This is a genomic window from Stenotrophomonas sp. YJH_SMC_135 (assembly GCF_059372355.1).
The window spans coordinates 1002252-1024110 of record NZ_JCAFVN010000001.1 but is presented as its reverse complement, the minus strand read 5'-3'; the positions used below and the strand labels follow the sequence as shown (position 1 = coordinate 1024110).

Below are 21859 nucleotides of genomic sequence, written 5' to 3'. Positions count from 1 at the left end.
TTGTCCATGCGCAGTCTAGTTCACAGATGACCCCGGAATCACCATGGCGTTCCCTCCCACCTGGATTGCCCGATGAACCGCTTGAGCCAGCTCACCGCCACCGCCCTGCTCGCCCTGTCCGGCGTCGCCAGTGCCGCATCCGCCCCGCACTGGGTCGCCAGCTGGCAGGCCAGCCCGCAACCGGTCTGGGACGCGGATTTCCTGTTCCCGACCCTGGTTCCGGCCACGCTGCAGGACCAGACCTTCCGCCAGACCGCGCGCATCAGCCTGGGCGGGTCCCGGCTGCGGGTGCGGCTGAGCAATGCCTACGGCACCCAGCCGCTGCGGATCGGGGCGGCCAGCGTGGCCGCGGGCGCGGGCGCCACCCCGCAACCGCTCAGCTTCGACGGCCAGCCTGGGGTGTTGATCGGTGCCGGTCAGGAACGGCTGAGCGATCCGCTGGCGGTGGCCACGGAAGACCACCAGGCGCTGCAGGTCAGCGTCTTCGTGCCGGGGCCGACGCCGGTGCAGGCGTTCCATTGGGACGGCCGCCAGACCAGCTGGATCGCCGGCGGCAATCAGGCCCGGGCGCGCGACCTGCAGGGTGCCAGTTCCACTACCGCACGCCTGTTCCTCACCGGGATCGAGGTCGAGGCCGCCGCCAGTGCGCGTAGCGTGGTGGTGATTGGCGACTCGATCACCGACGGCGCCACCGCCAGCCTCGACCAGGACCAGCGCTGGACCGACCATCTGGCCGCGCGTCTGGCACCGCGCGGCGTCGCGGTGGTCAACGCGGGCATTTCCGGCAATCGGCTGCTGAGCGACGGCATGGGCGAGTCGGTTCTGGCCCGCCTGCGGCGTGACGCACTGGATCAGCCCGGCGTCGCCAGCGTCATCGTGCTGATCGGCATCAACGACATCAGCTGGCCCGGTACTGCCTTCGCCCGCGCGCAGCCCCGGCCCAGCCTGCCCGAGCTGCAGGCCGGCTATCGTGCCCTGGCCGAACAGGCCCATCGGCGGGGTCTACGCATATTCGGCGCCACCCTGATGCCGTTCGCGGGCGCCCTGCCCGGCACGCCGCTGGACGACTACTACCACCCGGACAAGGAGGCCCTGCGCCAACAGCTCAATGCGTGGCTGCGCAGCAACAGCCCGTTCGACGCGGTGATCGACCTGGACGCGGCGCTGCGCGACCCGGCCGATCCGTCACGGATGGCCGCCGCCTACGACTCCGGCGACCACCTCCACCCGGGGGATGCCGGCAACCGGGCGATGGCCGAGGCGGTGGACCTGGAGATCCTGCTCGGTTGCAAGGGGTCAGAGCCCTTTGCTGGCGCAAAGGGATCCGACCCCGCAGAGCGCCCGGGGCCGGCCCCCTTTCCTGGAGGGAAAGGGCCCTGACCCCGGCAACGAAAAACCCCGGGCAAGCCCGGGGTTTCGTCGCTAGCGGCTGGCCGGAACGGCCTACTTGCGCTTCTTGCGCACGTAGAGCACCAGCGAGTGTTCTTCCAGCTCATAGCCGTGATCGGCCGCGATCTTGCGCTGCAGCTCCTCGATCTCATGGCTTTCGAATTCGATGATCTTGCCGCTGTCCACGTCGACCATATGGTCGTGGTGGCCACCACGGTCCAGCTCGTAAACGGCCTGGCCACCCTCGAAATTGTGCTTGAGCACGAGGCCGGCGGCCTCGAACTGGGTCAGCACCCGGTAGACCGTCGCCAGGCCGATCTCGTCGCCATGCTCGAGCAGCTGGCGGTAGATGTCCTCGGCGGTCATGTGGTGCTGGTGGTGCTGGGCATTGCGCTGTTCGAGCAGCGCCAGGATCCGCATCCGCGGATGGGTCACCTTCAGGCCGACTTTACGCAGGTCGTGGGTTTCCATAGGTCTCCGTTCATTGGCGATTTAGCGCCAGCTGCCTCGGATTGGGTCGCGGTGGCACGCCGGGAGTGTATCATCGGTTTGATTTCCCCAACCGCCAGTCCCGATGCGCAATCTCCTGTTGGTCGCCGCCGTCGCCCTGTCCACCACCGGGTGCGGCATCATCTACAAGCAACCCATCTATCAGGGCAACCTGATCCGGGAAGATGCCGTGGCCAAGCTGCAGGTCGGGCAGAGCAAGCAGCAGGTCACCGCGCTGCTGGGCACCCCGTCCATCCCCGACCCGTTCCACGCCCAGCGCTGGGACTACACCTCCAGCCAGCGCGTGAACCGCCTCGGCCGCACCGAAGTGAAGAACTTCGTGGTGTTCTTCGAGAATGACGCCGTTACCCGCTGGGAAGGCGACTACTTCCCGGGCAACGACAAGGCCCTGGCCCAGCAGACGGTGCGCCAGTTCGGCCGCAACCTGCCGAAGGACAAGAAGAAGAAGGGCCGCTGAGGCCTGCCCGTCCGCAGGGACGGGTTGCCGGGATCAACCGCCGAGCGCGCGACGCCGGCGGTTGTCCTTGGGGTCGGCCAGCAGCGGGCGCAGCAGCTCGATGCGGTCCCCGTCCAGCAGCGCCTGCTGTGGACGGGCCAGCACGCCATGCACCGCGGCGGCCGGACAGTCGGCACTACCTTCCAGCGCAGCGGCGGCGATGGCGTCGGCCACGGTCGCTCCCTCTTCCAGCTGCAGGTGGCGCGACAGCACGCGCTCCGGCCAAGCCAGCACCACCTCGACCTCGATCATCGCTCAGCCCTCGTCGGCGACGCGGACGAAATCATTGACCATGCGATCGGCCAGTCCCTGGAAGCCGATCGCCAGGGCCGGACCGAGCAGGCGCGAGCTGGGTTCGAACTCCAGGGTCAGGGTGACCTTGCACGCATCCTCGGCCAGCGCATGGAATTCCCAGCGGCCGTGCAGCTGCTTGAACGGGCCATCGCGCAGCTGCATGTCGATGCTGTGCGGGCGCTGCAGGGTGTTTTCAGTCTGGAACCAGGTACTGAACGAGCCCAGGCCCAGGTCCAGGCGCGCCACCAGGCGGTCCTCGCCCTGCTCCAGGATCTGGGCAGCCGAGCACCAGCGGAAACGGCGCGGATAGGCCTGGACGTCGTTGACCAGGTCGAACATGCGCGCGGCCGAATGTTCGACCAGGGCGCTGCGGCGGATAGTAGGCATGAATACAGGACGTTTCGGCAATCGACCGGGCGGGCCCGAATCGGAGACAATACGGAAATGAGCAAGAACAGCGGCAAGGATAAAGCAAAGAGCGCGACGGCCAACAAAACCATCGCGTTGAACAAGCGTGCCCGCCACGAGTACCACATCGAAGAGCGCTTCGAGGCCGGCCTGGCCCTGCAGGGCTGGGAGGTGAAGTCGATCCGCGCTGGCCGCGGCAACATCATCGACGCCTACGCCTATGTGAAGCACGGCGAGATCTTCCTGATCGGCGCGCAGATCACCCCGTTGATCCAGGCCTCCACCCACGTGGTGGCCAATGACCGGCGCGAGCGCAAGCTGCTGCTGCACCGGAGCGAGATCGACAAGCTGGTCGGCAAGGTCGAGCGCGATGGCTACACGATCGTGCCCACTGCGATGTACTGGAGCAAGAACAAGATCAAGCTCGAAGTCGCGCTGGCCAAGGGCAAGCAGACCCACGACAAGCGCGATGCCGCCAAGGACCGCGACTGGGCGATCGAGAAGCAGCGTGTGATGCGTCGCGGCAACCGCGACGCATGACCGCCCCCATCGGCGCCATGGTGACTGCCAGCGCCGATGAAACGCGCACGTTGTGCGCGCGCCTGCTGGCCTTCAACCAGGCCCACGGCGGCGATTCACTCGATGAGACTCCAGTCCGCCTGGCCTGGCATGACGAGCACGGCGCGCTGCGCGGTGGTGTTCTGGCCGACGTCTGTGCCGGCTGGCTGCAGGTACATGTGCTGTGGGTGGATCCGGAACTGCGCGGGCAAGGCATCGGCCAGCGCCTGCTGGCGGAAGCAGAAGCCGCCGCGCGCCAGCTTGGCGCCCGCAACGTGATGCTGGATACCTTCGACTGGCAGGCCGAAGCTTTCTACCTGCGGCAGGGCTATACCGTCTATGGGCGGCTGCCCGATTGCCCGCCCGGGCACGAGCGGATCTACCTGCGCAAGCCATTGTCAGGTTCCTGACCGCGGCGGCGGAAACCGCCGACCGGTCACCCTGCCAGCACGCCCTGCCCGCGCATTCGCGGTGCCAGCGCTGCGTGCATCACGGCCAGGTGCATCACCACTGCCAGTTCCGGCGCATGCCGGTCATCGCCGGCGCGCCACCGCTGCGCCAGCTGGGCCGCGTCGGCCGGCAGCAGGGCCAGCAGCTGGGCGTCATCCAGCGAATCGGCCGCGCCCTGGAGCTGCCGCGCCATCTGTCGGGACTGCCATACATGCACGCCGATGCTGAGGCTGGCCAACGACATCAGGACCACGGCCAACCCGTGCTCGAACCATTGCGACAGCACTTCCGGCCCCCACAGCAGGGCCGCCAACACTGCCAGGCCCGGCAGGCGCCAGCCCAGCCAATGGATGCGACCGCGCTGCGACCAGTGCACAACCACCGCACTGGCCACCAATGCCGCGGCCGCAGTCGCCGGCAGCTCGGTCAGCGCGGTGGCCGCAAGCAACACCGCCAGCACTGCCCAGACCCAGCCGGGCGGCAGGGCGCGCCGCTGGTAGTCGGCACCGACCGGCCCGATCAGCTGCCGCAGGCTGCGTTGTTGGCTTGCATCGGTCACCCACAGTCTCCGTGTCTGTCCTGGCCCGGATGGTCGCCGCCAGTGTGTCGCAAATTCGTGCCAGTGACGTTACCAATCCGCTATGCCGCTGGCTCTACAACATGTTGTGGATTGCCACGGTGACTGTTCAGCTGTTTTGGCGTAGCATTGGCCGCGTTGGGCAGGCACTGGCCGTGGCGACACGAAACAGGCCTTGTACCTTGCAGAACTTGAAGAAACCGGGGGTGCATTGGTTTCGACGGGGGTTGTGAAGTCGCCTGGCGCATGCCGAGGGGGTAGCTTTCCTCGTAAATCCAGCTGCAAAACTCTAGTTGCCAACGACGACAACTACGCTCTGGCCGCTTAAGGCCTAAGCCTCGAAACCGCTTGTGTCCATGCTCGCGGTGTAGAGTCACTATCATGGAATCGCGCTGGATGGCTGCCTGTCAGTCCGGCACTAGAACACAACAGGCTGGTTCCCGGATGCGCTTTGCGCACCGTGCTGTTCGGGGACGAGATCCAACGGTGAGCTAAGCATGTAGTGCTGGGGATGGAGTGCCTTCGGACGGCGGTTCAATTCCGCCCACCTCCACCATCTGTATGGCCTGTCGAGGCCGCAAGAAGCCGGATCTCCCGTCGAGGGGGTTCCGGCTTTTTTGTGCCTGCTCGTCGTGCGGGAAGCGTGGGGCATAATCGGGATGGAGCTTTCGCTCCATCGCTGCATTGCCCCGGCCTGCTGCCGCCAGAAGGATCTGCAATGAAAACCGCCACAACCACGCTCGTCCTGCTCCTCACCACCCTCGCCGCAGCCTCAGCCACGCACGCTGCGGCGCCGGCCATCGCGCCCCCCGGCACCGCCACGCTGGAAGCGCTGCTGGCCTGCAAGGCCGGCTCGAACTTCAGTGCGGCCGACGCCATCGATGCGCTGCAGGCCGCCGGCCTGGCCAAGAAACCGGGCGGCACCTTCGAGCCGGAGGACAAGCCGGTCGCGCTGTTTGGCGGCACGGTCACCAGTGCCGATGTAAACGTGGCCGAAGGCGAGAAGAGCCTCTTCGTGTACTTGAACGGCGTCGATTCCAAGCGCCTGGCCAAGGCCTGGTCGGTGACCGAGGTCAACGAGCATGCCAACACCGAAGAGCCGTCGTACGTGAAGCGCATTGACAAGCGCCACACCCTGCACGTGATCGCGGGCGACGACTACGAGGGTTATTCGGCTGCGGTGAAGTGCCAGATCAGCCGCTGATGGCGTAGCCGACGCTACAGCCAGCGCGGCACGCGATGACGGTATTGCGCGTACGCCTCGGGAAAGCGGGCCATCAATGCCCGCTCCTCCGGCAGGATCTGCAGCCGGGTGATGTACACCAGGAACAGCGGCACCACCAGCAGCGCGATCAGGTTCTGCAGGTACACCATGGCGCCAAGCAGGACCAACGCCTGGCCCAGATACATCGGATTGCGCGTGCGGCGGTAGATTCCGCTGGTAACCAGCGCGCTCGACGCCGAAGGTCGCAGAGGATTGACGGTGGTACCGGCGCGCTGGAAAGACAGCTTGGGCAGCAGATTGAGCACGACACCCAGCGTCACCGTCACGCCTGCGAGCAGAACCGGCACCGGCACCCGAAGGTGGAAACCCGGCCACAGCCAGCGTGCTGCAAAGCCCGCAGCGGCCAACAGCAGCATCACCACGGGCGGGGGAATGCGGGTTTCCAGCCAGGCCATCGCGATCACCGTGTCCCTTCCATTCGCCGCAGTGTCACACGGGAATGGCTGAATCGCCCACGGCGGCCAGGCCCAAACCGACCGTTCGGTCTATTCCGCTTTGACAGGCCGGCCGCTAGAGTGACGCCACCGCGCAGGAGCATCGTATGGCTACCACGGGCATGGGCTTCATCGGCCGCACGACCCTCATCATCACCGTGCTGCTCACCCTGGGGGGCTGCGCGACGCTGCGCCAGTTCGGGCCGTCGGTGCAGGTCGCCTCGGTCACGCCCGGCCAGTACATCGCGCTCAAGCGCGGTGACATCCTCACCTCCGGCAAGCTCAGCGCGGCGACCACCGAGACCCTGCGCGTGGCCGGGCTCGATGAGGGCGTCTGTGCCAAGCCCGGCCTGCCCTGCATCGAGGCCATGGAAAGCAGCATCGTGGTGCGCGAGGAAGACAAGCGCTCCAGCCTGGCCGAGCTGTGGCTGCAGCATGCGATGACCCTGCCGGCGCCGAAGCGTGAGTACTCGGCATCCGGCCGCGCCAAGACCGCAATCACCGAACTGGATGCCGACTTCCAGCCGCGCCTCGATGCGTGGATGCAGGTCGCGCGCCAGGCCTATGCCTATCTGTTCTTCACCGAGCGCACCGCCAACCAGCGTGGTTTCGAGGACCGCCAGACCCAGGTGCGCGACTACTACAACCTGGCTGTGCAGGAAGCCTCGGTGCAGCTGTACAACGCGTACGCCACCGGGCGCGTGCACAGCCAGGCCAGCCATTTCCAGCTCGGCCGCTGGACCTTCGTGCTGGCCCCTTCGGGCGAAGCATCGCCGCTGGATACACGCACCCCCACCGAGCTGGTACCGGCGGCCTCGCTGTCGTTCACTGGTACGCTGCGCAGCGTGCATCGCCGCGATGGCTTCGGTGCCGAGCTGGTGGCGGTGATGGACGATCCGGCTGGCAGCACGGCCACCCCGCCTTCGGCAGCGACGCCCGCCGCGCAGGCAAGCACCACGGCCGCGCAGAGCTGGAGCGAGATGCCCTCGCCTTCGATGACGGTGCTGCTGCGCTTCTCGGGAAAGAACCTGTGGGAAGTGCTGCACGACGACGAGCCGGAACTGGAGATCCACGATCCCTACCAGGTCTCGGAAGTAACCCTGCACGGCCAGCAGGTGCCGTTGGCGGCCAACTTCACTGCGGGCTACGCACTGTGGCTGGCGCGCTCCAACTTCAGCCAGCAGTCGCTGCGCTCGTTGTTTGGTGGCAAGGGCGGCATCGACGCGCCGCATCTGTACATGATGCAGCCCTACGACCCGAACCGCCGCGTGCTGTTGATGATCCATGGCCTGGCCAGCAGTCCCGAGGCCTGGGTGAACGTGGCCAACGAACTGATGCGCGACGACGAGATCCGCCAGGACTTCCAGGTCTGGCAGTTCTACTACCCGACCAACATGCCCATCGCGATGAGCCACGATGCGATGCGCCACACGCTGGCCGAAGTGCTCAAGCACTTCGACCCCAGCGGCAAGGCGCAGGCCTCGCATGACATGGTGCTGGTCGGGCACAGCATGGGCGGGGTGATCGCGCGGTTGATGGTCTCTTCCTCCGGCGACCACCTGGTCGACACCCTGCTGGCCACCGCGCAGATGACGCCCGCCCAGCGCGAGCTGCTGCGCACCAAGGGCGCGCCGGTACTGACCTTCCTGCCGGAACCGGAAGTATCGCGGGTGGTTTTCATCGCCACACCGCATCGCGGCACCGACGTGGCCGGTACCCGCCTCGGCCGCTGGATCGGCCGCCTGGTACGGCTGCCGCTGACCGTGCTGGAGGACGTGGCGACGCTGGCCAACGACGGCCAGATCGATCGCAACGATGGCAAGCACGGCTACCAGATGAACAGCATCCAGAACCTGGACAAGGACGACCCGTTCGTCCGCGCCGTGGCCGACCTGCCGATGTCACCGAAGGTGCACTACCACTCGATCATCGCCCGCGCCAAGGCCGATGGCCCACTGGAAAAAACCGATGACGGGCTGGTGCCCTACTGGAGCTCGCACCTGCCACACGCCGTTTCGGAGAAGGTGATCGTGTCCGGTCACAGCGTGCAGGAAGCCACGCCGGCCATCGTCGAGCTGCGGCGGATCCTGCATGAGGACATGCAGGAACACGGGCGTACGGCAAAGTAAGCCGTCCGCCCCTGCAGATCAGGCACCGGCCGTATGGCGCGAGAACGTGCCGTGCAGCGCCGCGGGAATCGCGAAGCCTTCCATGCGCACCTCGGGCCGGTAGTCGGCGCTGGGGGTGAAACGGAATTCGCGCGCCAGCAGCGCACACAGCAGTACCAGTTGCGCGTTGCCCACCGCCGACCCCACGCAGGAGCGCGTGGGGAAGCCGTAAGGCACATAGATGCCGGCGGTGCGCTTGCGCCGTTCGGGCAGCCAGCGATCGGGATCGAACTGCAGCGGATCATCCCAGTACTTCGCCGAGCGATGCTGGATGAACGAACTCAGCTCGAACACCGTGCCCTCGGCGATGGCCTGCCCTTCCACCTGCAGATCGCAGGCGGCCACCCGACGGTTGTTGAAGGGCGTGGAATACAGTCGCATCACTTCCTTCAGGAAGCGCATCGTGCAGGGAATCCTGGCCATCGGCAGCGCATGGATCTCCGCATCCGAGAGCGGCGCGAATTCCTCCTCGATGCGCTGGCGCCAGCGCGGATGCATCTGCATCGCCAGCAGCAGGCAGGCGGCCATCATGCCAGGCACGCCGGAAATGGCGATCAGCTGCACGGTGACCAGGTAGGTGACCTTGTCCAGGCCGATGCGCTCGCGCAGGCTCAGCAATGACTGCGCGTAGTCCAGCGCCGAACGTCCGCTGCGGACCCGGCGCTTGAGTTCGGCGGCGATCGCCCGCGATTCGCCGCGACCGATGAGGAAGTTGCGCAGCAGATGACGCCGATGGATGACCTGCTCGACCTGGGTGGTATAGCGCAGATGCAGGGCGCGTTCGATGGCCGCGGTGCCGCGCGCGTCGAGCCCATCGATCACCAGTGGCACCAGCGGATGCGCCATCACCTTCCACACGGCTGGCGTGGCATCCAGCTCGCGCCCGCACAGTGCGTCCAATGCCTGCCGCATGCGCGACTGCAGCGCCTCCAGAGTCTGTGCACTGGTGAGCTCAGCACTGCGCGTGGCAATCAGGCTGCGCACTTCGGTCCAGCGCACGCGTTCGTGCCGGCGGAACAGGTCGGCCAGCGACTCGACCACGAACAGGTGCTCGGAATTCTCCTTGTCGACCTTGCCGGCCAGTTCCGGGCAGAACACCCCGATACCGCCGGTTTCCAGTTTCAGCACCGGCCCTTCGCGCTCCACGCGCGCAGCCAGGCGCTCGGCAGCAATGGCGCTGCCTTCATTCGACATCCCTTGCATGCAGTGCGTCTCCGGCAGGAAGGGACTCGAAAGACGAGTCCCTTCGTCTTGCTACCGCTCAATCGCGGGGTTGCCCCGCGGGATCAGAACTCGACCCAGAGCGGCCAGGTATTCCACACACTGCTCTTCTCGTTCGGATGGATATTCAGAGTGACGCGCAATGCTCGGGCGAATCTTTTCATTTTCATTCCTTTGCTTGCTGTGTGGTTATGCCGGGATTATCCCGGCACCGGCTAGATAACACGACATAATCCCGCTGTCCAACCGGGCCGGTGGCGCGATGCAGCATCCGGGTGGTGGTCCATTGAGGGGAATCCCTCATCGCGCCTGCGCACGCGGCCTCCTATGCTGGGCTCACTTTCCCCCAACGGAGGTCCGCATGAACACGCAAGAGCCCAGCCGCCAGCCCAGCCCCGATCCGGCCGAGCGCGATGCCTTCTTCCCGTCGCCGTACTCGCTGTCGCAGTTCACCTCGCCCCAGAGCGACCTGTCCGGGGCCGACTATCCGGATGCACGCCGCGACGGCCGCTGGAAGGTGCTGATGATCGCCGCCGACGAGCGTTATCTGCCGACCGCCAATGGCCATCTGTTCTCCACCGGCAACCATCCGGTGGAAACCCTGCTGCCGATGTACCACCTGGACAAGGCCGGCTTCGACATAGACGTGGCGACGCTGTCCGGCAACGCCGTCAAGTTCGAATGGTGGGCCTTCCCGCGCGAGGACCGCGAGATCGGCGCCCTGTACGAACGCTATGAGGCGCGCTTCCGCCAGCCGTTGCAGCTGGATGAGGTGGTGGCCGGCCTGGGAGCCGATTCGGACTATGCCGCCATCTTCATTCCCGGTGGCCACGGCGCACTGATCGGCCTGCCGGAGAGCGCGGCGGTGAAGGCCACGCTGCAGTGGGCCATGGCCGGGCAGCGCCACATCATCACGCTCTGCCATGGCCCGGCGGCGCTGCTGGCGGCGGGCGTCGACGAAGCCGACGGTGGCTCGCTGTTCCGTGGTTACCGCATCTGCGCCTTCCCCGACGCAATGGACCGGCAGACACCGGAGATCGGCTACATGCCGGGGCAGCTGCGTTGGTTCTTCGGTGAACGACTGGCGCAGCAGGGCGTGCAGATCGTCAACGAGGGGATTGATGGCAGCGTGCTGCAGGATCGCCTGCTGTTGACCGGCGACAGCCCGCTGGCCGGCAACGCGCTTGGCAAGCTGGCCGCACGTACGCTGCTCGATGCACTGGCGGGGCGCTGAACCCATGCCTGCGCTGGTGCCCCCGCTGCTGGAACTGGAACAGGCGCGGTCACTGCCCGCGGTGGGCGGCGTGCTGCGCGCCGCCGCCTCACCCCTGGGCTACGATCGACTGCTGGTGTTTGCCACCGGGACCGGGCTGGAACGCGACGCGCAGCGCGTGTACTGGATCGAGGGTGACTGGTTCGGCGACGGCAGCGATACCGCACTCGCCCGCTACCTGCATGCCTGCCCGGTCAACCGCCATGTACTGGACAGCAATGCGCCGTTCTTCTGGAGCAAGCGCCAGGGCGTGCGCGGCGAACGCTATCAGGTGGTGAAGCAGCCGCGCGGCGATGGCCTGCATGGGTTGCAGGTGCCGGTGTTCGGCCCGACCGGCCTGGAGGGTGCGGTCAGTTTCGCCGGCACCTCGATTGATGCATCCGCCAGCGCGCGCCTGCTGCTGGAAATGGTCGGAACGTCAGCCTTCCGTGCGGCGCGCCAGCTCGCCGAGGCGCCCGCGGATGTTCGCGCAGGCGCGTTGAGCGCACGCGAACGCGAGGTGCTGCGCTGGGTCGCCGCTGGACGGCGCCAGGCGGAGATCGCGGCCACGCTGGGGCTGTCTGCACGCACGGTGGAGAACCACCTGCGGCGAGCGCGACAACGGCTCGGCGTGGCCACCACCGCGCAGGCGGTGCGCGCGGCAGGCCGCCGTGGCGAGATTGAAGACTGAGCCAGGCAGTACAGATGCTGTCAGGCGTGCCGCGGCGTCAGCGTACCGATGAAATCGACCGGAATGGCGAAGCCTTCCAGCTGCATCCACGGCGTGGGCTCATCCTGCACCGTCAACTCGAAATCGCGGGTCACCAATGCGCAGAACAGCAGCAGCTGCGCGTGGCCGACCGCACTGCCGATGCAGGCCCGCGAGGAAAATCCGAAGGGCACGTAGGCGCCCTTGTTGGCCTGGCGTCGCTCCGGCAACCAGCGATCAGGATCGAAGCTGTCCGGGTTCTGCCAGTACTCCGGCGAATGATGCTGGAAGTAGGACGACAACTCGTATGCCCCGCCCTTGCGGATGCACACGCCCTCGATATCGATATCATGCGAGGCCGGACGATGCAGCGCGAACAGTCCCGGCCACAGCCGCAGGGTTTCCTTGACGAAACGCGACGTGCACGGCAGCGACTTGATCGGCAGCGCATACAACTGCTCCAGGCTCAGCGCCGAGGTTTCCTCGCGGATGCGCGCCTGCCAGTGCGGAAATCGATGCATCGCGTACAGCAGGCTGGCCGCCGTGATGCCCGGCAGGCCCGACATGCCGGCCAGCACCATCGACACCAGATAGGCCACGCGGTCCACCCCGACCCGCTGCACCAGCGGCAGCAGGGATTGCAGGAAGTCCTCGCGTGGCACGGTCTGGCGCGCACGACGCCGGATGTGCCGCGACACCGTGCGCGCCGCGCGGCGGGAAAGATGGAAGTCGATGATCCGCCGCCAGAACGAGAAGTTCTGCAGCACGATGGCGTTGTATCGGGTCTTCTGCTCACCGATGAGCGCATCGACGTCGGATCGACTGAGGCCGTCGATCAGCATCGGCAACAGCGACTGCGAGATCGTCCACCAGCTCAGTTCGCTGAGGTCATGCGGCCTGTCCGCGCGCTGGGCAAGGAAGCCATGCATGCGCGTGTAGAGGTCGCGCATGTGGCCGGGACTGGCCAGCCGCCCGGCCTGCTCGCTCAGCAACGCCCGCACCTCGCGCCACGCAACGGGGTCCCTCCCACTGCGCAGCCCAAGAAAATCAATCAGTGAATCCGGTACGGTGTGCTGGTCGGTGTTGGCCTTGTCGATCCTGACCGCCAAGGCCGGATCAAAGATGCCGACAACATCATTGTTGAAGCGCAGTACCGGCCCTTCGCGACGCACGCGTTCGAGCAGGTCGTCGATGGAAACCACTTCCGCATCCGCTGCACGCTCATCCATGCCCTGCCTCCAATGCCAGGGAAGATCATCGACCCTCCCTGGCGATGTCATCGAATACGTGGAGTCCTTCCGGTCAGAAGATATTCCAGTAGCGATACTTGGAACGGATGCACTGCGTGGAATTGTCCGAACGCAGGTTCAGCGACACCTGCAGGGCGCGAATCAATCGTGTCATGGCACAGCTCCTTGTGGTTCCGTTGATGGTTGCTGCGGTGCCGGGTTCAGTGGCCGGCAGCGCCGTTCTAGCACGCAGGCCCGCGCGGGCGGGTCAATGCGCTGTCAAAGGCCCTGCTGAATACGCCGCAGCGACAGGCGGATACCGCCAGCGCGCGCACAGCCATGAACAGGCAATCCGTGCGATGCTCCATGAAACCGTTTTCATGGAATGGAGGGATTCCACGATGTTGTCGCGTTTCCGTCGCCCTGTACTGTCTGCGCTGCTGGCGCTTGCCCTGCCTGCGACCAGCGCCTGGGCCGCAGCCCCCGCGCCGTTGAAGGTGATGTCGTTCAATGTGCGCACCCCGGCCGATACCGAGCCGGGCAAGCGCTGGCCCGACCGTCGCGACGCGATGGTGAAGGTCATCCTCGATGCGCACCCGGCGGTGATCGGCACCCAGGAACTGGTGCAGGAGCAGGCCGAGTACCTGGCAGGACACCTCCCCGGCTACCGTTGGTTCGGCGAGGGCCGCCGCGGCGGCAGCGGCGACGAGCACATGGGCGTGTTCTACGACAGCAAGGTGCTGGCGATCGAGGAATCAGGCAACTTCTGGTTGTCCGATACGCCCGATGTGCCCGGCAGCATCACCTGGGGCAACCTGTATCCACGCATGGTCACCTGGGCGCTGTTCCGCCGCATCGACGACGGCCGCCGCTTCTACTTCATGAACACCCACCTGCCCTACCGCGACGAAGACGAGCCGCGGCGGGTCAGGGGTGCCGAACTGATCGGCAAGCGCGTGGCCAACCTGCCGGCCGATCTGCCCGTCGTGCTGACCGGCGACTTCAACAGCGAACCCGGCGGCGACACCTACAAGGCATTCACCCGCGTGCTGCAGGACACCCGTACCCAGGTGAAGGCTCCGCAGGGCCCGCGGCTGACCTTCCACGATTTCACCGGCAAGGCCACCGTGCAGCTGGACTGGGTCCTGGTGCGCGGCTTCCATGCGCGCAGCTTCCTGACCGATGACCGCCGCATCGGTGGCGTGCTGCCATCGGATCATTTCCCGCTGGTGGTCGAACTGGACTGGCCCAGGCACTGAGCAGCCACGGCAGCCGCCGCTACGGCGGTGGCTGCCGCGACAGCAGGCGATACAGCGCCTGATGCTGGTCGCGCGCCTGGCAGATGCGGGCCCCGATCGCCAGGAACACGGCCACGCCAATCAGGCCCAGCCCCAACATCGAATCCTGCAGGCGCAGGAAACCGACCGCCGCCGCCATCGTCGCCAGCACCAGCAGCACCACGACCGCCACTGACAGACCCGCACCGGGTGGACCCGGATCGCCGAACAACATCCGTTGGGTATCCCGCCTTCCATCCGCCATCGCCTGTCCTCCCGAGTGCCTGACCCACTTGTTACACGTCGGGCCGGGATTCCGGCAGAGTCAGAAACGTCACGAAGGTGAAGATGTACGCGGAACGCATCGCGTTACCCTGCCTCCTCCCCCGAACTGCGGAGCAGGACATGGCCCACCAGAGCCGGCTGGCTGGATTCATCATCGACTGCCAGGACCTTCCCGCCGACGCAGGTGCCGGCTTCTGGGCCGCCGCGCTCGGCCTGCAGGCACAGGCGGCGCGTGTCGAAGGGGGCGCCGAGTATGCCGACCTGCTGGGTGCACCGGCGGGCTTGAACGTGGAAGTCCAGCGGGTCGATCACCCGTCACGGGTGCACCTGGACATCGAGAGCGACGACATCGATGCCGAGGCCGACCGCCTGGAGAAGCTCGGCGCGCGCCGGATAGGCTTCGTCAAACGCTGGTGGGTGATGGAAGCACCGACCGGCCATCGCTTCTGCATCGTGCGCATGCGCGAGCGCGAGGTGCCTGCCAATCAGTGGCCCTGAAAGCAGGAGGGGACGGAAGCACTGCCTCCGTCCCCTGCGGTTACTGCACCTGCGCCACGCTCGGTTGCTGCGGTGATTGCCCCCAGCCGCCCAGCGCCTTGTACACGCCCACCACGCTGACATTGACTTCGGACTCGGCCGCCGCCAGGGCGTCATCGGCCGCCAGCTGCGTGCGCTGCGCATCCAGCAGGGTCAGGAAGTCTTCCGAGCCTTCGCGATAGCGGATCTGTGCCAGTGATTCGGCACGCCGTGCGGCCTGTGCCTGCTCGACCACGATCGCCAGCCGTGCCTGCTGCTTGGAATAGCGGGTCAGCGCGTTCTCGGTATCTTCCAGCGCCAGCAGCACGGCCTGCTCGTACTGCGCGGCCACGCCTTCGGCTTCAGCCTTGCTGGCACGCAGGCGTGCACGCACGGTACCGAAGTCGAATGCTGCCCAGCTCAGCGACGGGGTCAGCGACCAGGCCTTGTTGTTGCCATTGACCAGGCCACTGGCATCGCCGCCGAGGAACCCGACGAAGCCGGACAGCGACAACCGCGGGAACAGGTCCGCGGTGGCCACGCCCACGCGTGCGGTCGCAGCGGCCAGGCGACGCTCGGCCGCGCGCACGTCGGCGCGCTGGCGCAGCAGTTCGCGGGTATCGCCCAGCGGCAGCGCCTTGGCGAAGGCCGGCACGTCGTGCGGCGCGAGCATGTCGGTCAGCACTTCCGGGCGCTGGCCGAGCAGCACGGCCAGTCGGTTGCGCGACTGCGCCTCGGCCACTTCCAGCAACGGGATGTCGGCCTCGATCGCCTTCAGGCGGGCGCGGCTGCTCTGCACATCCAGCTCGCTTCCCGCGCCCAGTTCCCAGCGCGCCTCGGTCAGCTTCTGCGTATCGCGCAGGTTTTCCAGCGTGTGCTGGGCCACCGCGATGCGCTTCTGCGTTCCGCGCAGCTCGAAGTAATTGCGTGCCACTTCGGCGGCGACCAGTACCTGCGCATCGGCCAGGTTGGCCTGCTCGGCACCGAGGTCGGCGCGTGCGGCCTCAGCGGCACGGCGCTTGCGGCCGAACAGATCCAGCTCCCAGCCGGCGTCGAAGCCGAGCTGGTAGCTTTCACTGAACACCCGCTGCCCACCCAGCTGCGGATCGGGTTGCTTGCGGCGGTCGTAGCTGCCGCCAGCGGTGATGTGCGGCGCCTGGTCGAAACGGCTTTCGACGAACACCGCGCGGGCCTGGCTGACGCGGGCCACGGCCACGCGCAGGTCCAGGTTGTCCGACAGGGCGCCATGCACCAGCTGTTCCAGCACCGGATCATCGAACTGCGCCCACCAGCTGGCCACCGGCGAAACGCTGCTGAAGACCGGCTGCTGTGCGCTCTGCAGGACCACCGGTTCCTGCACCGGGGCCTTGTAGTTGGGGCCGACGCTGACACAGCCTGCCAGCACCAGGCTGGAGACGGCCATCGCCAACGTGCGGATCACCATGGCAGCACCTCGCCCAGGTAGGTGAAGCTGCCGCTGGCACCGGATTCGCCGATCAGCGCCATCTGCACGCTGGAGCGCGCGCCTTCGGCGATTTCGATTTCGCCGTTGCCGCCGTTCATGTCGGTCTTCACGTAACCCGGATGCACGGTATTGACCTTGATCGGGGTGTTGCGCAGCTCGTAGGCCAGGCTCAGGGTCCAACTGTTCACCGCGGCCTTGGACGCGTTGTAGGCGGGAATCTTGAAGTCGTAGATGCCCGATGAGGGATCCGCGTGCAGGGTCTGCGAGCCGAGCATGCTCGACACGTTGACGATGCGCCCGGACTTGGCCTGCTTGACAAGCGGCAGGAATGCCTGGGTTACTGCGACCAGCGCATACACGTTGGTGTCGAAGGTACGCTTCCAGGTGTCCAGCGACTGCTCCGACGGCGCCTGCGCCGGGTTCTCGATCATGATGCCGGCATTGTTGACCAGGATGTCGAGGCGGCCGTGACGCTGGCGCACCTGCTCCACCGCTTCGGCGATGCTGGCCGCGTCGGTCACGTCCAGTTGCAGGGCTTCGACCGGCAGGCCTTCAGCCTGCAGCTTCAGTGCCAGCTCCACCGCCGTATCGCGCTTGCGACCGGCCAGCAGCGTGTGCACACCTGCCTGGGCCAGCTGGCGCACGGTTTCCAGGCCGATGCCACGGGTGGCGCCGGTGACCAGCGCGATCTTGTTCTGATGGGTATTCATGGATGCATGCCTTGTGAGGGGGAAGCCGCCGCCGGCCATTGACCGGCGGCGACGGGGTTCCATGTCAGTGGTGGATGGTCGGCTCGCCGTGCTGCACCAGCTGGCCACCGCCGTTGCGGGTGACGAACTTGCGCAGGGCCACGTAGAACACCGGGGTGAGGAACAGGCCGAACAGGGTCACGCCCAGCATGCCGGCGAACACGGTGATACCGGTCACCGAGCGCACCTCGGCACCCGCGCCGTGCGACAGCACCAGCGGCACGGTACCCGCGATGAAGGCGATGGAGGTCATCACGATCGGGCGCAGACGCAGGCGGCAGGCTTCCAGCGCGGCTTCAACGATGCCCTTGCCGCCCATCTCCAGCTCTCTGGCGAATTCGACGATCAGGATCGCGTTCTTGCACGCCAGGCCCATCAGCACCACCAGGCCGACCTGCACGAACACGTTGTTGTCGCCACCGGTCAGCCACACGCCGAACAGCGCGGACAGCAGGGTCATCGGCACGATCAGGATCACCGCCAGCGGCAGCGACCAGCTCTCGTACAGCGCGGCCAACACCAGGAAGGCCAGCATGATCGCCACCGGGAACACGATGAAGGCCGCCTTGCCCTGGGTCGCCTGCTGGTAGCTCAGGTCGGTCCATTCGGTGGTCATGCCCACCGGCAGCACCTTGCCGGCGATCTCGGTCAGCTTGTTCATCGCCTCGGCCGAGGACAGCAGGCGCGGGTCGGCCTCACCGGCCAGGTCTGCTGCCGGATAGCCATTGAAGCGCAGCACCGGGTCCGGGCCGAAGGTCTGCTTGATGGTGACCATCGAACCGATCGGCACCATCTCGCCGCGGTCGTTGCGGGTACGCAGCTTGCCGATGTCCTCGACCGTCTCGCGGAACGGACCGTCGGCCTGGGCGATCACCTGCCAGGTACGGCCGAACTGGTTGAAATCGTTGACGTAGGCCGAACCGAGGTAGGTCTGCAGGGTGTCGAACAGCTCGGTGAGCTGCACGCCCTGCGCCTTGGCCTTGACGCGGTCCACTTCGGCATCCAGCTGCGGCACGTTGGCCTGGTAGCTGCTGATCGGGAAGGCCATGCCCGGCGTCTGCGCAACGGTGCCCTGCATTGCCTGCACCGCATTCTGCAGCGCGCCGTAACCCAGGTTGCCACGGTCCTCGATGAACATCTGGTAGCCGTTGCCGTTGCCCAGGCCGAGGATCGGCGGCGGCATCATCGCGAACGCGAAGCCTTCCTGCAGGCCGGCGATCTTCTGGTTGATCTCGGCATTGATCTGTGCGGCGGTGCGGCCATGGCGCTCGGCGAACGGCTTGAGCGGGATGAACGCCACACCGGTGTTCGGCGTGTTGGTGAACTGCAGCGCGTTCAGACCCGGGAACGAGATGGTGTGGGCCACGCCATCGGTTTCCTGGGCGATCTTGGCAACCTTGCGCAGCATTTCATCGGTGCGCGCGATCGACGAACCTTCCGGCAGCTTTACACCGGCGATCAGGTACAGCTTGTCCTGGGTCGGGATGAAGCCCGGCGGCACCAGCTTGAAGATCACGCCGGTACCGACCAGCAGGATCGCGTAGACCACGAACACCGCGCCACGACGGCCGAGGATGCGGGCTACGCCACGCTCGTACTTCTCCGAGCTGGACTTGAAGAAGCGGTTGAACGGACGGAACACCCAGCCGAACAGGCGGTCGATCAGGCGGCTCGGCGCATCCTTCGGAGCACCATGGGCTTTCAGCAGACGCGCGGCCAGGGCCGGCGACAGGGTCAGCGAGTTGATCGCCGAGATCACCGTGGAGATGGCGATGGTGACTGCGAACTGCTTGTAGAACTGGCCGGTGACGCCGGACAGGAAGGCCATCGGCACAAACACGGCACACAGCACCAGCGCGATCGCCACGATCGGGCCGGAGACCTCGCGCATGGCCTGGTGGGCCGCCGCGGTGGGTGACAGGCCTTCCTCGATGTTGCGCTCGACGTTCTCCACCACCACGATCGCGTCGTCGACCACGATGCCGATCGCCAGCACCAGGCCGAACAGGCTCAGCGTGTTGATCGAGAAGCCCAGCAGGTACAACGCGGCGAAGGTACCCACCACCGACACCGGCACCGCGATCAACGGGATGATCGAGGCACGCCAGGTCTGCAGGAACAGGATCACCACCAGCACCACCAGGGCGATGGCTTCCAGCAGCGTGGAGACCACGGCCTTGATCGAGTCGCGCACGAAGATGGTGGTGTCATACACCGCTTCGTACTTCACGTCGGCCGGCATGGTCTTCTGCATCTCGTCCATCGTCGAGATGACCTGGTCACGAATCTCCAGCGCATTCGCACCGGGCGACTGGAAGATACCGATACCGACCGCGTTCTTGCCATCCAGCTGCGAGCGCAGGGTGTAGTCACCGGCACCCAGTTCAAGGCGGGCCACGTCGGCCAGGCGCACGATCTCGCCATCGGTGCCGCTCTTGAGCACGATGTCGCCGAATTCCTTTTCGCTCTTCAGGCGGCCCTGGGCGTTGATCAGGGTCAGGAACTGGCTGTTCGGCAACGGTTCGGCGCCGAGCTGGCCCGCCGAAACCTGCACGTTCTGCTCGCGCATGGCACGCACCACGTCGCTGGCGGTCAGGCCACGCGAAGCCACCTTGTCCGGGTCCAGCCAGGCACGCATGGCGTAGTCGCCGCCACCGAAGATCTGCGCGTCACCCACGCCCGGAATACGCGCCAGCGCATCCTTGACGTGCAGGCGGGCGTAGTTGCGCAGGTACAGGGTGTCGTACTTGCCTTGCGGCGAGGTCAGGTGCACCACCATCAGGAAGGTTGGCGACTGCTTCTGCGTAGTCACGCCCTGCCGGCGCACGTCCTCGGGCAGGCGCGCCTGCGCCTGCGCCACGCGGTTCTGCACCTTCACCGCCGCCGCGTCCGGATCGGTACCGGGGCGGAAGGTGACGGTCATCTGCAGCACGCCGTCCGAGCCGGCAACCGACTTCAGGTACATCATGCCTTCGACGCCGTTGATGGCTTCTTCAAGCGGCGTGGCGACGGTCTCGGCGATGACCTTGGGGTTGGCGCCCGGATAGACCGTGCGCACGACCACCGACGGCGGCACCACTTCCGGGTACTCGCTGATCGGCAGGATTGGAATCGTGATCAGGCCTGCGGCGAAGATCACGATCGACAGCACCGCCGCGAAGATCGGCCTGTCGATGAAGAAACGGGAAAAGTCCATGGAGGAATTCCTGGGAAAGGCATTCGGCGGGCAACAGCCACCCTGCCCCTCGCCGGGATGACGAAGGCAGGGAAGGCTGCCGCTGGCGCCGGCAGCTAAGCGGGGACGCGGATCAGGAGCCGGCGGATCAGTGGTTCAGGGCGGCGGTGGCATCGCGGCCCGGTGCCGGCGCAGCCTGCGGCTGCATCGCCACGGCCTTGGCCTGCACCGGCATGCCCGGCATGAAGACCTTCTGCACGCCGTCGATGATCACCTTGTCGCCGGCGGCAAGGCCGTGCTCGACAATGCGCAGGCCGTCGGCGGTGCGGCCGAGCTGGATGTCGCGGCGCTGGGCCTTGCCATCCTTGTCGACCACGTAGACGTACTTGCGGTCCTGGTCGGTCAGCACGGCCTTGTCATCGATCAGCATGGCCTGGAACTGGCCGCTGCCAAGCAGCTGCACGCGGGCGAACAGGCCCGGCGTGAACTGGCGGTCGGCGTTGTCCAGCAGCGCACGGACGCGGATGGTGCCGGTGCTGCGGGCCACCTGGTTGTCGAGGAAGTCGACCTTGCCCGCATGCGGGTAGCCCTCTTCCCCGGACAGGCCGACCTTCACCGGCAGCGCGCTGTCACGCTCGCTGGGGCGCTCGCCCTTGCGTGCCATCTGTGCGTAGCGCAGGAAGGTGCTTTCGTCGGCATCGAAGTAGACGAACACGGTATCCAGCGAGACCAGCGTGGTCAGTACGCTGGCGCTGTCGCCGGCGGTGACCAGGTTGCCGGCGGTGACCATCGCGCGGCCGGCACGGCCATCGATCGGCGCACGCACCTTGGTGAACTCCAGATTGAGGCGGGCGGCATCCAGCGCCGCCTGCGCGGCCTGCACGGCGGCGCCGGACTGGTCGGCAGCCGCGCGGCGCTGCTCGGCGGTCTCGGTGGAGATCGCCTGCTGCTCGGACAGCCGCTTGGCACGCTCGGACTCGCTGCGGGCCAGCGTGGCCTGGGTGCGGGCGCGGGCCAGCTCGGCGGCCGCGCGATCGTACTCGGCCTGGTAGCTGCGCGCGTCGATGGTGAAGAGCACTTCGCCCTTCTTCACTTCCTGGCCTTCGACGTAGTTGACCTTGTCGATGTAGCCGGACACGCGCGGGCGCAGTTCAACGCTCTGCACCGCTTCGACGCGGCCGCTGAACTCGTCCCACTGGCTGACCTGCTTGACCAGCACCGGCGCGGCGCTGACCTGCGGCGGCGGCGGAGCACCGGCCTCTTCGGCATGGCCGCCGCTGCAGGCCGCAAGCACGGCCGCGGCGAGGATCGACACGCCGACCATCGCGATGCGATGGCCGAAACGATGTGGGGTGGTATTGGGGGAAGTCATGGCATGCATCCGTACGGAGGGGTGGTACAGCTATATGAGA

22 protein-coding genes and 1 other RNA gene are annotated in these 21859 nt (G+C 66.7%); 11 read left to right on the top strand and 12 right to left on the bottom strand.

The window, feature by feature from the left end; translation table 11 throughout:
• Positions 1–72: 72 nt before the first annotated feature.
• Positions 73–1380 (top strand): SGNH/GDSL hydrolase family protein, encoded by a 1308-nt coding sequence (locus tag AC5P98_RS05255; protein WP_049407705.1) that lies wholly within the window; start codon positions 73–75, stop codon positions 1378–1380.
• A gap of 63 nt (positions 1381–1443) precedes the next feature.
• Here the strand turns inward: AC5P98_RS05255 and fur are convergent, their stop codons facing one another.
• Positions 1444–1860 carry a ferric iron uptake transcriptional regulator gene (gene fur / locus AC5P98_RS05250; RefSeq protein WP_014646807.1) on the bottom strand — a complete coding sequence of 139 codons (417 nt, stop codon included), beginning with the start codon at positions 1858–1860 and terminating at the stop codon, positions 1444–1446.
• A gap of 103 nt (positions 1861–1963) precedes the next feature.
• Here fur and AC5P98_RS05245 point away from each other — a divergent pair, with 103 nt between their 5' ends.
• Complete coding sequence (locus tag AC5P98_RS05245; protein WP_014036847.1) at positions 1964–2356, top strand: outer membrane protein assembly factor BamE; 393 nt, start codon at positions 1964–1966, stop codon at positions 2354–2356.
• 33 nt (positions 2357–2389) lie between these two features.
• Here AC5P98_RS05245 and AC5P98_RS05240 read toward each other — a convergent pair whose 3' ends face one another.
• On the bottom strand, positions 2390–2647 hold the full coding sequence (locus AC5P98_RS05240) for an RnfH family protein (RefSeq protein ID WP_014646806.1): 258 nt from the start codon (positions 2645–2647) through the stop codon (positions 2390–2392).
• Positions 2648–2650: 3 nt separating this feature from the next.
• Positions 2651–3076, bottom strand: a complete 426-nt coding sequence (locus tag AC5P98_RS05235) for a type II toxin-antitoxin system RatA family toxin (protein ID WP_032959119.1) — start codon at positions 3074–3076, stop codon at positions 2651–2653.
• A 57-nt stretch (positions 3077–3133) separates the two neighbouring features.
• On the opposite strand from AC5P98_RS05235, the gene smpB reads away from it, so the two are divergent.
• Positions 3134–3637, top strand: a complete 504-nt coding sequence (gene smpB / locus AC5P98_RS05230; RefSeq protein ID WP_005409231.1) for an SsrA-binding protein SmpB — start codon at positions 3134–3136, stop codon at positions 3635–3637.
• Positions 3634–4065 carry a GNAT family N-acetyltransferase gene (locus AC5P98_RS05225; RefSeq protein ID WP_014646804.1) on the top strand — a complete coding sequence of 144 codons (432 nt, stop codon included), beginning with the start codon at positions 3634–3636 and terminating at the stop codon, positions 4063–4065. Before smpB ends, AC5P98_RS05225 begins: the two co-directional genes overlap by 4 nt.
• Positions 4066–4091: 26 nt before the next feature.
• Here the strand turns inward: AC5P98_RS05225 and AC5P98_RS05220 are convergent, their stop codons facing one another.
• Positions 4092–4664, bottom strand: a complete 573-nt coding sequence (locus AC5P98_RS05220; protein ID WP_032959122.1) for a hypothetical protein — start codon at positions 4662–4664, stop codon at positions 4092–4094.
• Positions 4665–4884: 220 nt separating this feature from the next.
• On the opposite strand from AC5P98_RS05220, the gene ssrA reads away from it, so the two are divergent.
• Positions 4885–5238, top strand: a transfer-messenger RNA (tmRNA) gene (gene ssrA / locus AC5P98_RS05215).
• A gap of 162 nt (positions 5239–5400) precedes the next feature.
• A complete protein-coding gene (locus AC5P98_RS05210) occupies positions 5401–5886 on the top strand; it encodes a hypothetical protein (protein ID WP_032959123.1) in 486 nt (161 codons plus the stop codon).
• Between the two features lie 14 nt (positions 5887–5900).
• On the opposite strand, the gene AC5P98_RS05205 is transcribed toward AC5P98_RS05210, so the two are convergent.
• A complete protein-coding gene (locus tag AC5P98_RS05205; RefSeq protein ID WP_032959162.1) occupies positions 5901–6362 on the bottom strand; it encodes a methyltransferase family protein in 462 nt (153 codons plus the stop codon).
• A 146-nt stretch (positions 6363–6508) separates the two neighbouring features.
• On the opposite strand from AC5P98_RS05205, the gene AC5P98_RS05200 reads away from it, so the two are divergent.
• Positions 6509–8530: an esterase/lipase family protein gene (locus AC5P98_RS05200; protein WP_049404679.1), complete on the top strand. Its 2022-nt coding sequence runs from the start codon at positions 6509–6511 to the stop codon at positions 8528–8530.
• A gap of 18 nt (positions 8531–8548) precedes the next feature.
• Here AC5P98_RS05200 and AC5P98_RS05195 read toward each other — a convergent pair whose 3' ends face one another.
• Complete coding sequence (locus AC5P98_RS05195) at positions 8549–9772, bottom strand: cytochrome P450 (protein ID WP_065427886.1); 1224 nt, start codon at positions 9770–9772, stop codon at positions 8549–8551.
• Positions 9773–10151: 379 nt separating this feature from the next.
• Between AC5P98_RS05195 and hchA the strand changes: the two genes are divergently transcribed.
• Together hchA and AC5P98_RS05185 are read left to right on the top strand one after the other, a co-directional pair.
• Positions 10152–11024, top strand: a complete 873-nt coding sequence (hchA, locus tag AC5P98_RS05190; RefSeq protein ID WP_049404683.1) for a glyoxalase III HchA — start codon at positions 10152–10154, stop codon at positions 11022–11024.
• A gap of 4 nt (positions 11025–11028) precedes the next feature.
• Entirely contained in the window at positions 11029–11733 is a 705-nt protein-coding gene (locus AC5P98_RS05185; protein ID WP_049404684.1) for a PA1136 family autoinducer-binding transcriptional regulator, read from the top strand.
• A gap of 20 nt (positions 11734–11753) precedes the next feature.
• Here AC5P98_RS05185 and AC5P98_RS05180 read toward each other — a convergent pair whose 3' ends face one another.
• Positions 11754–12980, bottom strand: coding sequence for a cytochrome P450 (locus AC5P98_RS05180; protein WP_049404686.1), 1227 nt, complete (start codon positions 12978–12980; stop codon positions 11754–11756).
• Positions 12981–13381: 401 nt separating this feature from the next.
• Between AC5P98_RS05180 and AC5P98_RS05175 the strand changes: the two genes are divergently transcribed.
• Positions 13382–14239 (top strand): endonuclease/exonuclease/phosphatase family protein, encoded by an 858-nt coding sequence (locus AC5P98_RS05175; RefSeq protein ID WP_049404689.1) that lies wholly within the window; start codon positions 13382–13384, stop codon positions 14237–14239.
• Positions 14240–14258: 19 nt separating this feature from the next.
• Here AC5P98_RS05175 and AC5P98_RS05170 read toward each other — a convergent pair whose 3' ends face one another.
• Positions 14259–14522, bottom strand: coding sequence for a hypothetical protein (locus AC5P98_RS05170; protein WP_032959134.1), 264 nt, complete (start codon positions 14520–14522; stop codon positions 14259–14261).
• A 140-nt stretch (positions 14523–14662) separates the two neighbouring features.
• Between AC5P98_RS05170 and AC5P98_RS05165 the strand changes: the two genes are divergently transcribed.
• Entirely contained in the window at positions 14663–15040 is a 378-nt protein-coding gene (locus AC5P98_RS05165; RefSeq protein ID WP_014646791.1) for a VOC family protein, read from the top strand.
• 40 nt (positions 15041–15080) lie between these two features.
• On the opposite strand, the gene AC5P98_RS05160 is transcribed toward AC5P98_RS05165, so the two are convergent.
• The 4 genes from AC5P98_RS05160 to AC5P98_RS05145 all read right to left on the bottom strand — a co-directional run bounded on the left by AC5P98_RS05160 (position 15081) and on the right by AC5P98_RS05145 (position 21819).
• Positions 15081–16502: an efflux transporter outer membrane subunit gene (locus AC5P98_RS05160; RefSeq protein ID WP_049404691.1), complete on the bottom strand. Its 1422-nt coding sequence runs from the start codon at positions 16500–16502 to the stop codon at positions 15081–15083.
• A complete protein-coding gene (locus tag AC5P98_RS05155; RefSeq protein ID WP_014646789.1) occupies positions 16496–17233 on the bottom strand; it encodes an SDR family oxidoreductase in 738 nt (245 codons plus the stop codon). Before AC5P98_RS05155 ends, AC5P98_RS05160 begins: the two co-directional genes overlap by 7 nt.
• 64 nt (positions 17234–17297) lie before the next feature.
• Positions 17298–20468 carry an efflux RND transporter permease subunit gene (locus AC5P98_RS05150; protein ID WP_014646788.1) on the bottom strand — a complete coding sequence of 1057 codons (3171 nt, stop codon included), beginning with the start codon at positions 20466–20468 and terminating at the stop codon, positions 17298–17300.
• Positions 20469–20595: 127 nt separating this feature from the next.
• The gene (locus AC5P98_RS05145; protein WP_014646787.1) at positions 20596–21819 is read right to left on the bottom strand and encodes an efflux RND transporter periplasmic adaptor subunit; all 1224 of its coding nucleotides are present in this window, start codon (positions 21817–21819) and stop codon (positions 20596–20598) included.
• Positions 21820–21859: the final 40 nt, after the last annotated feature.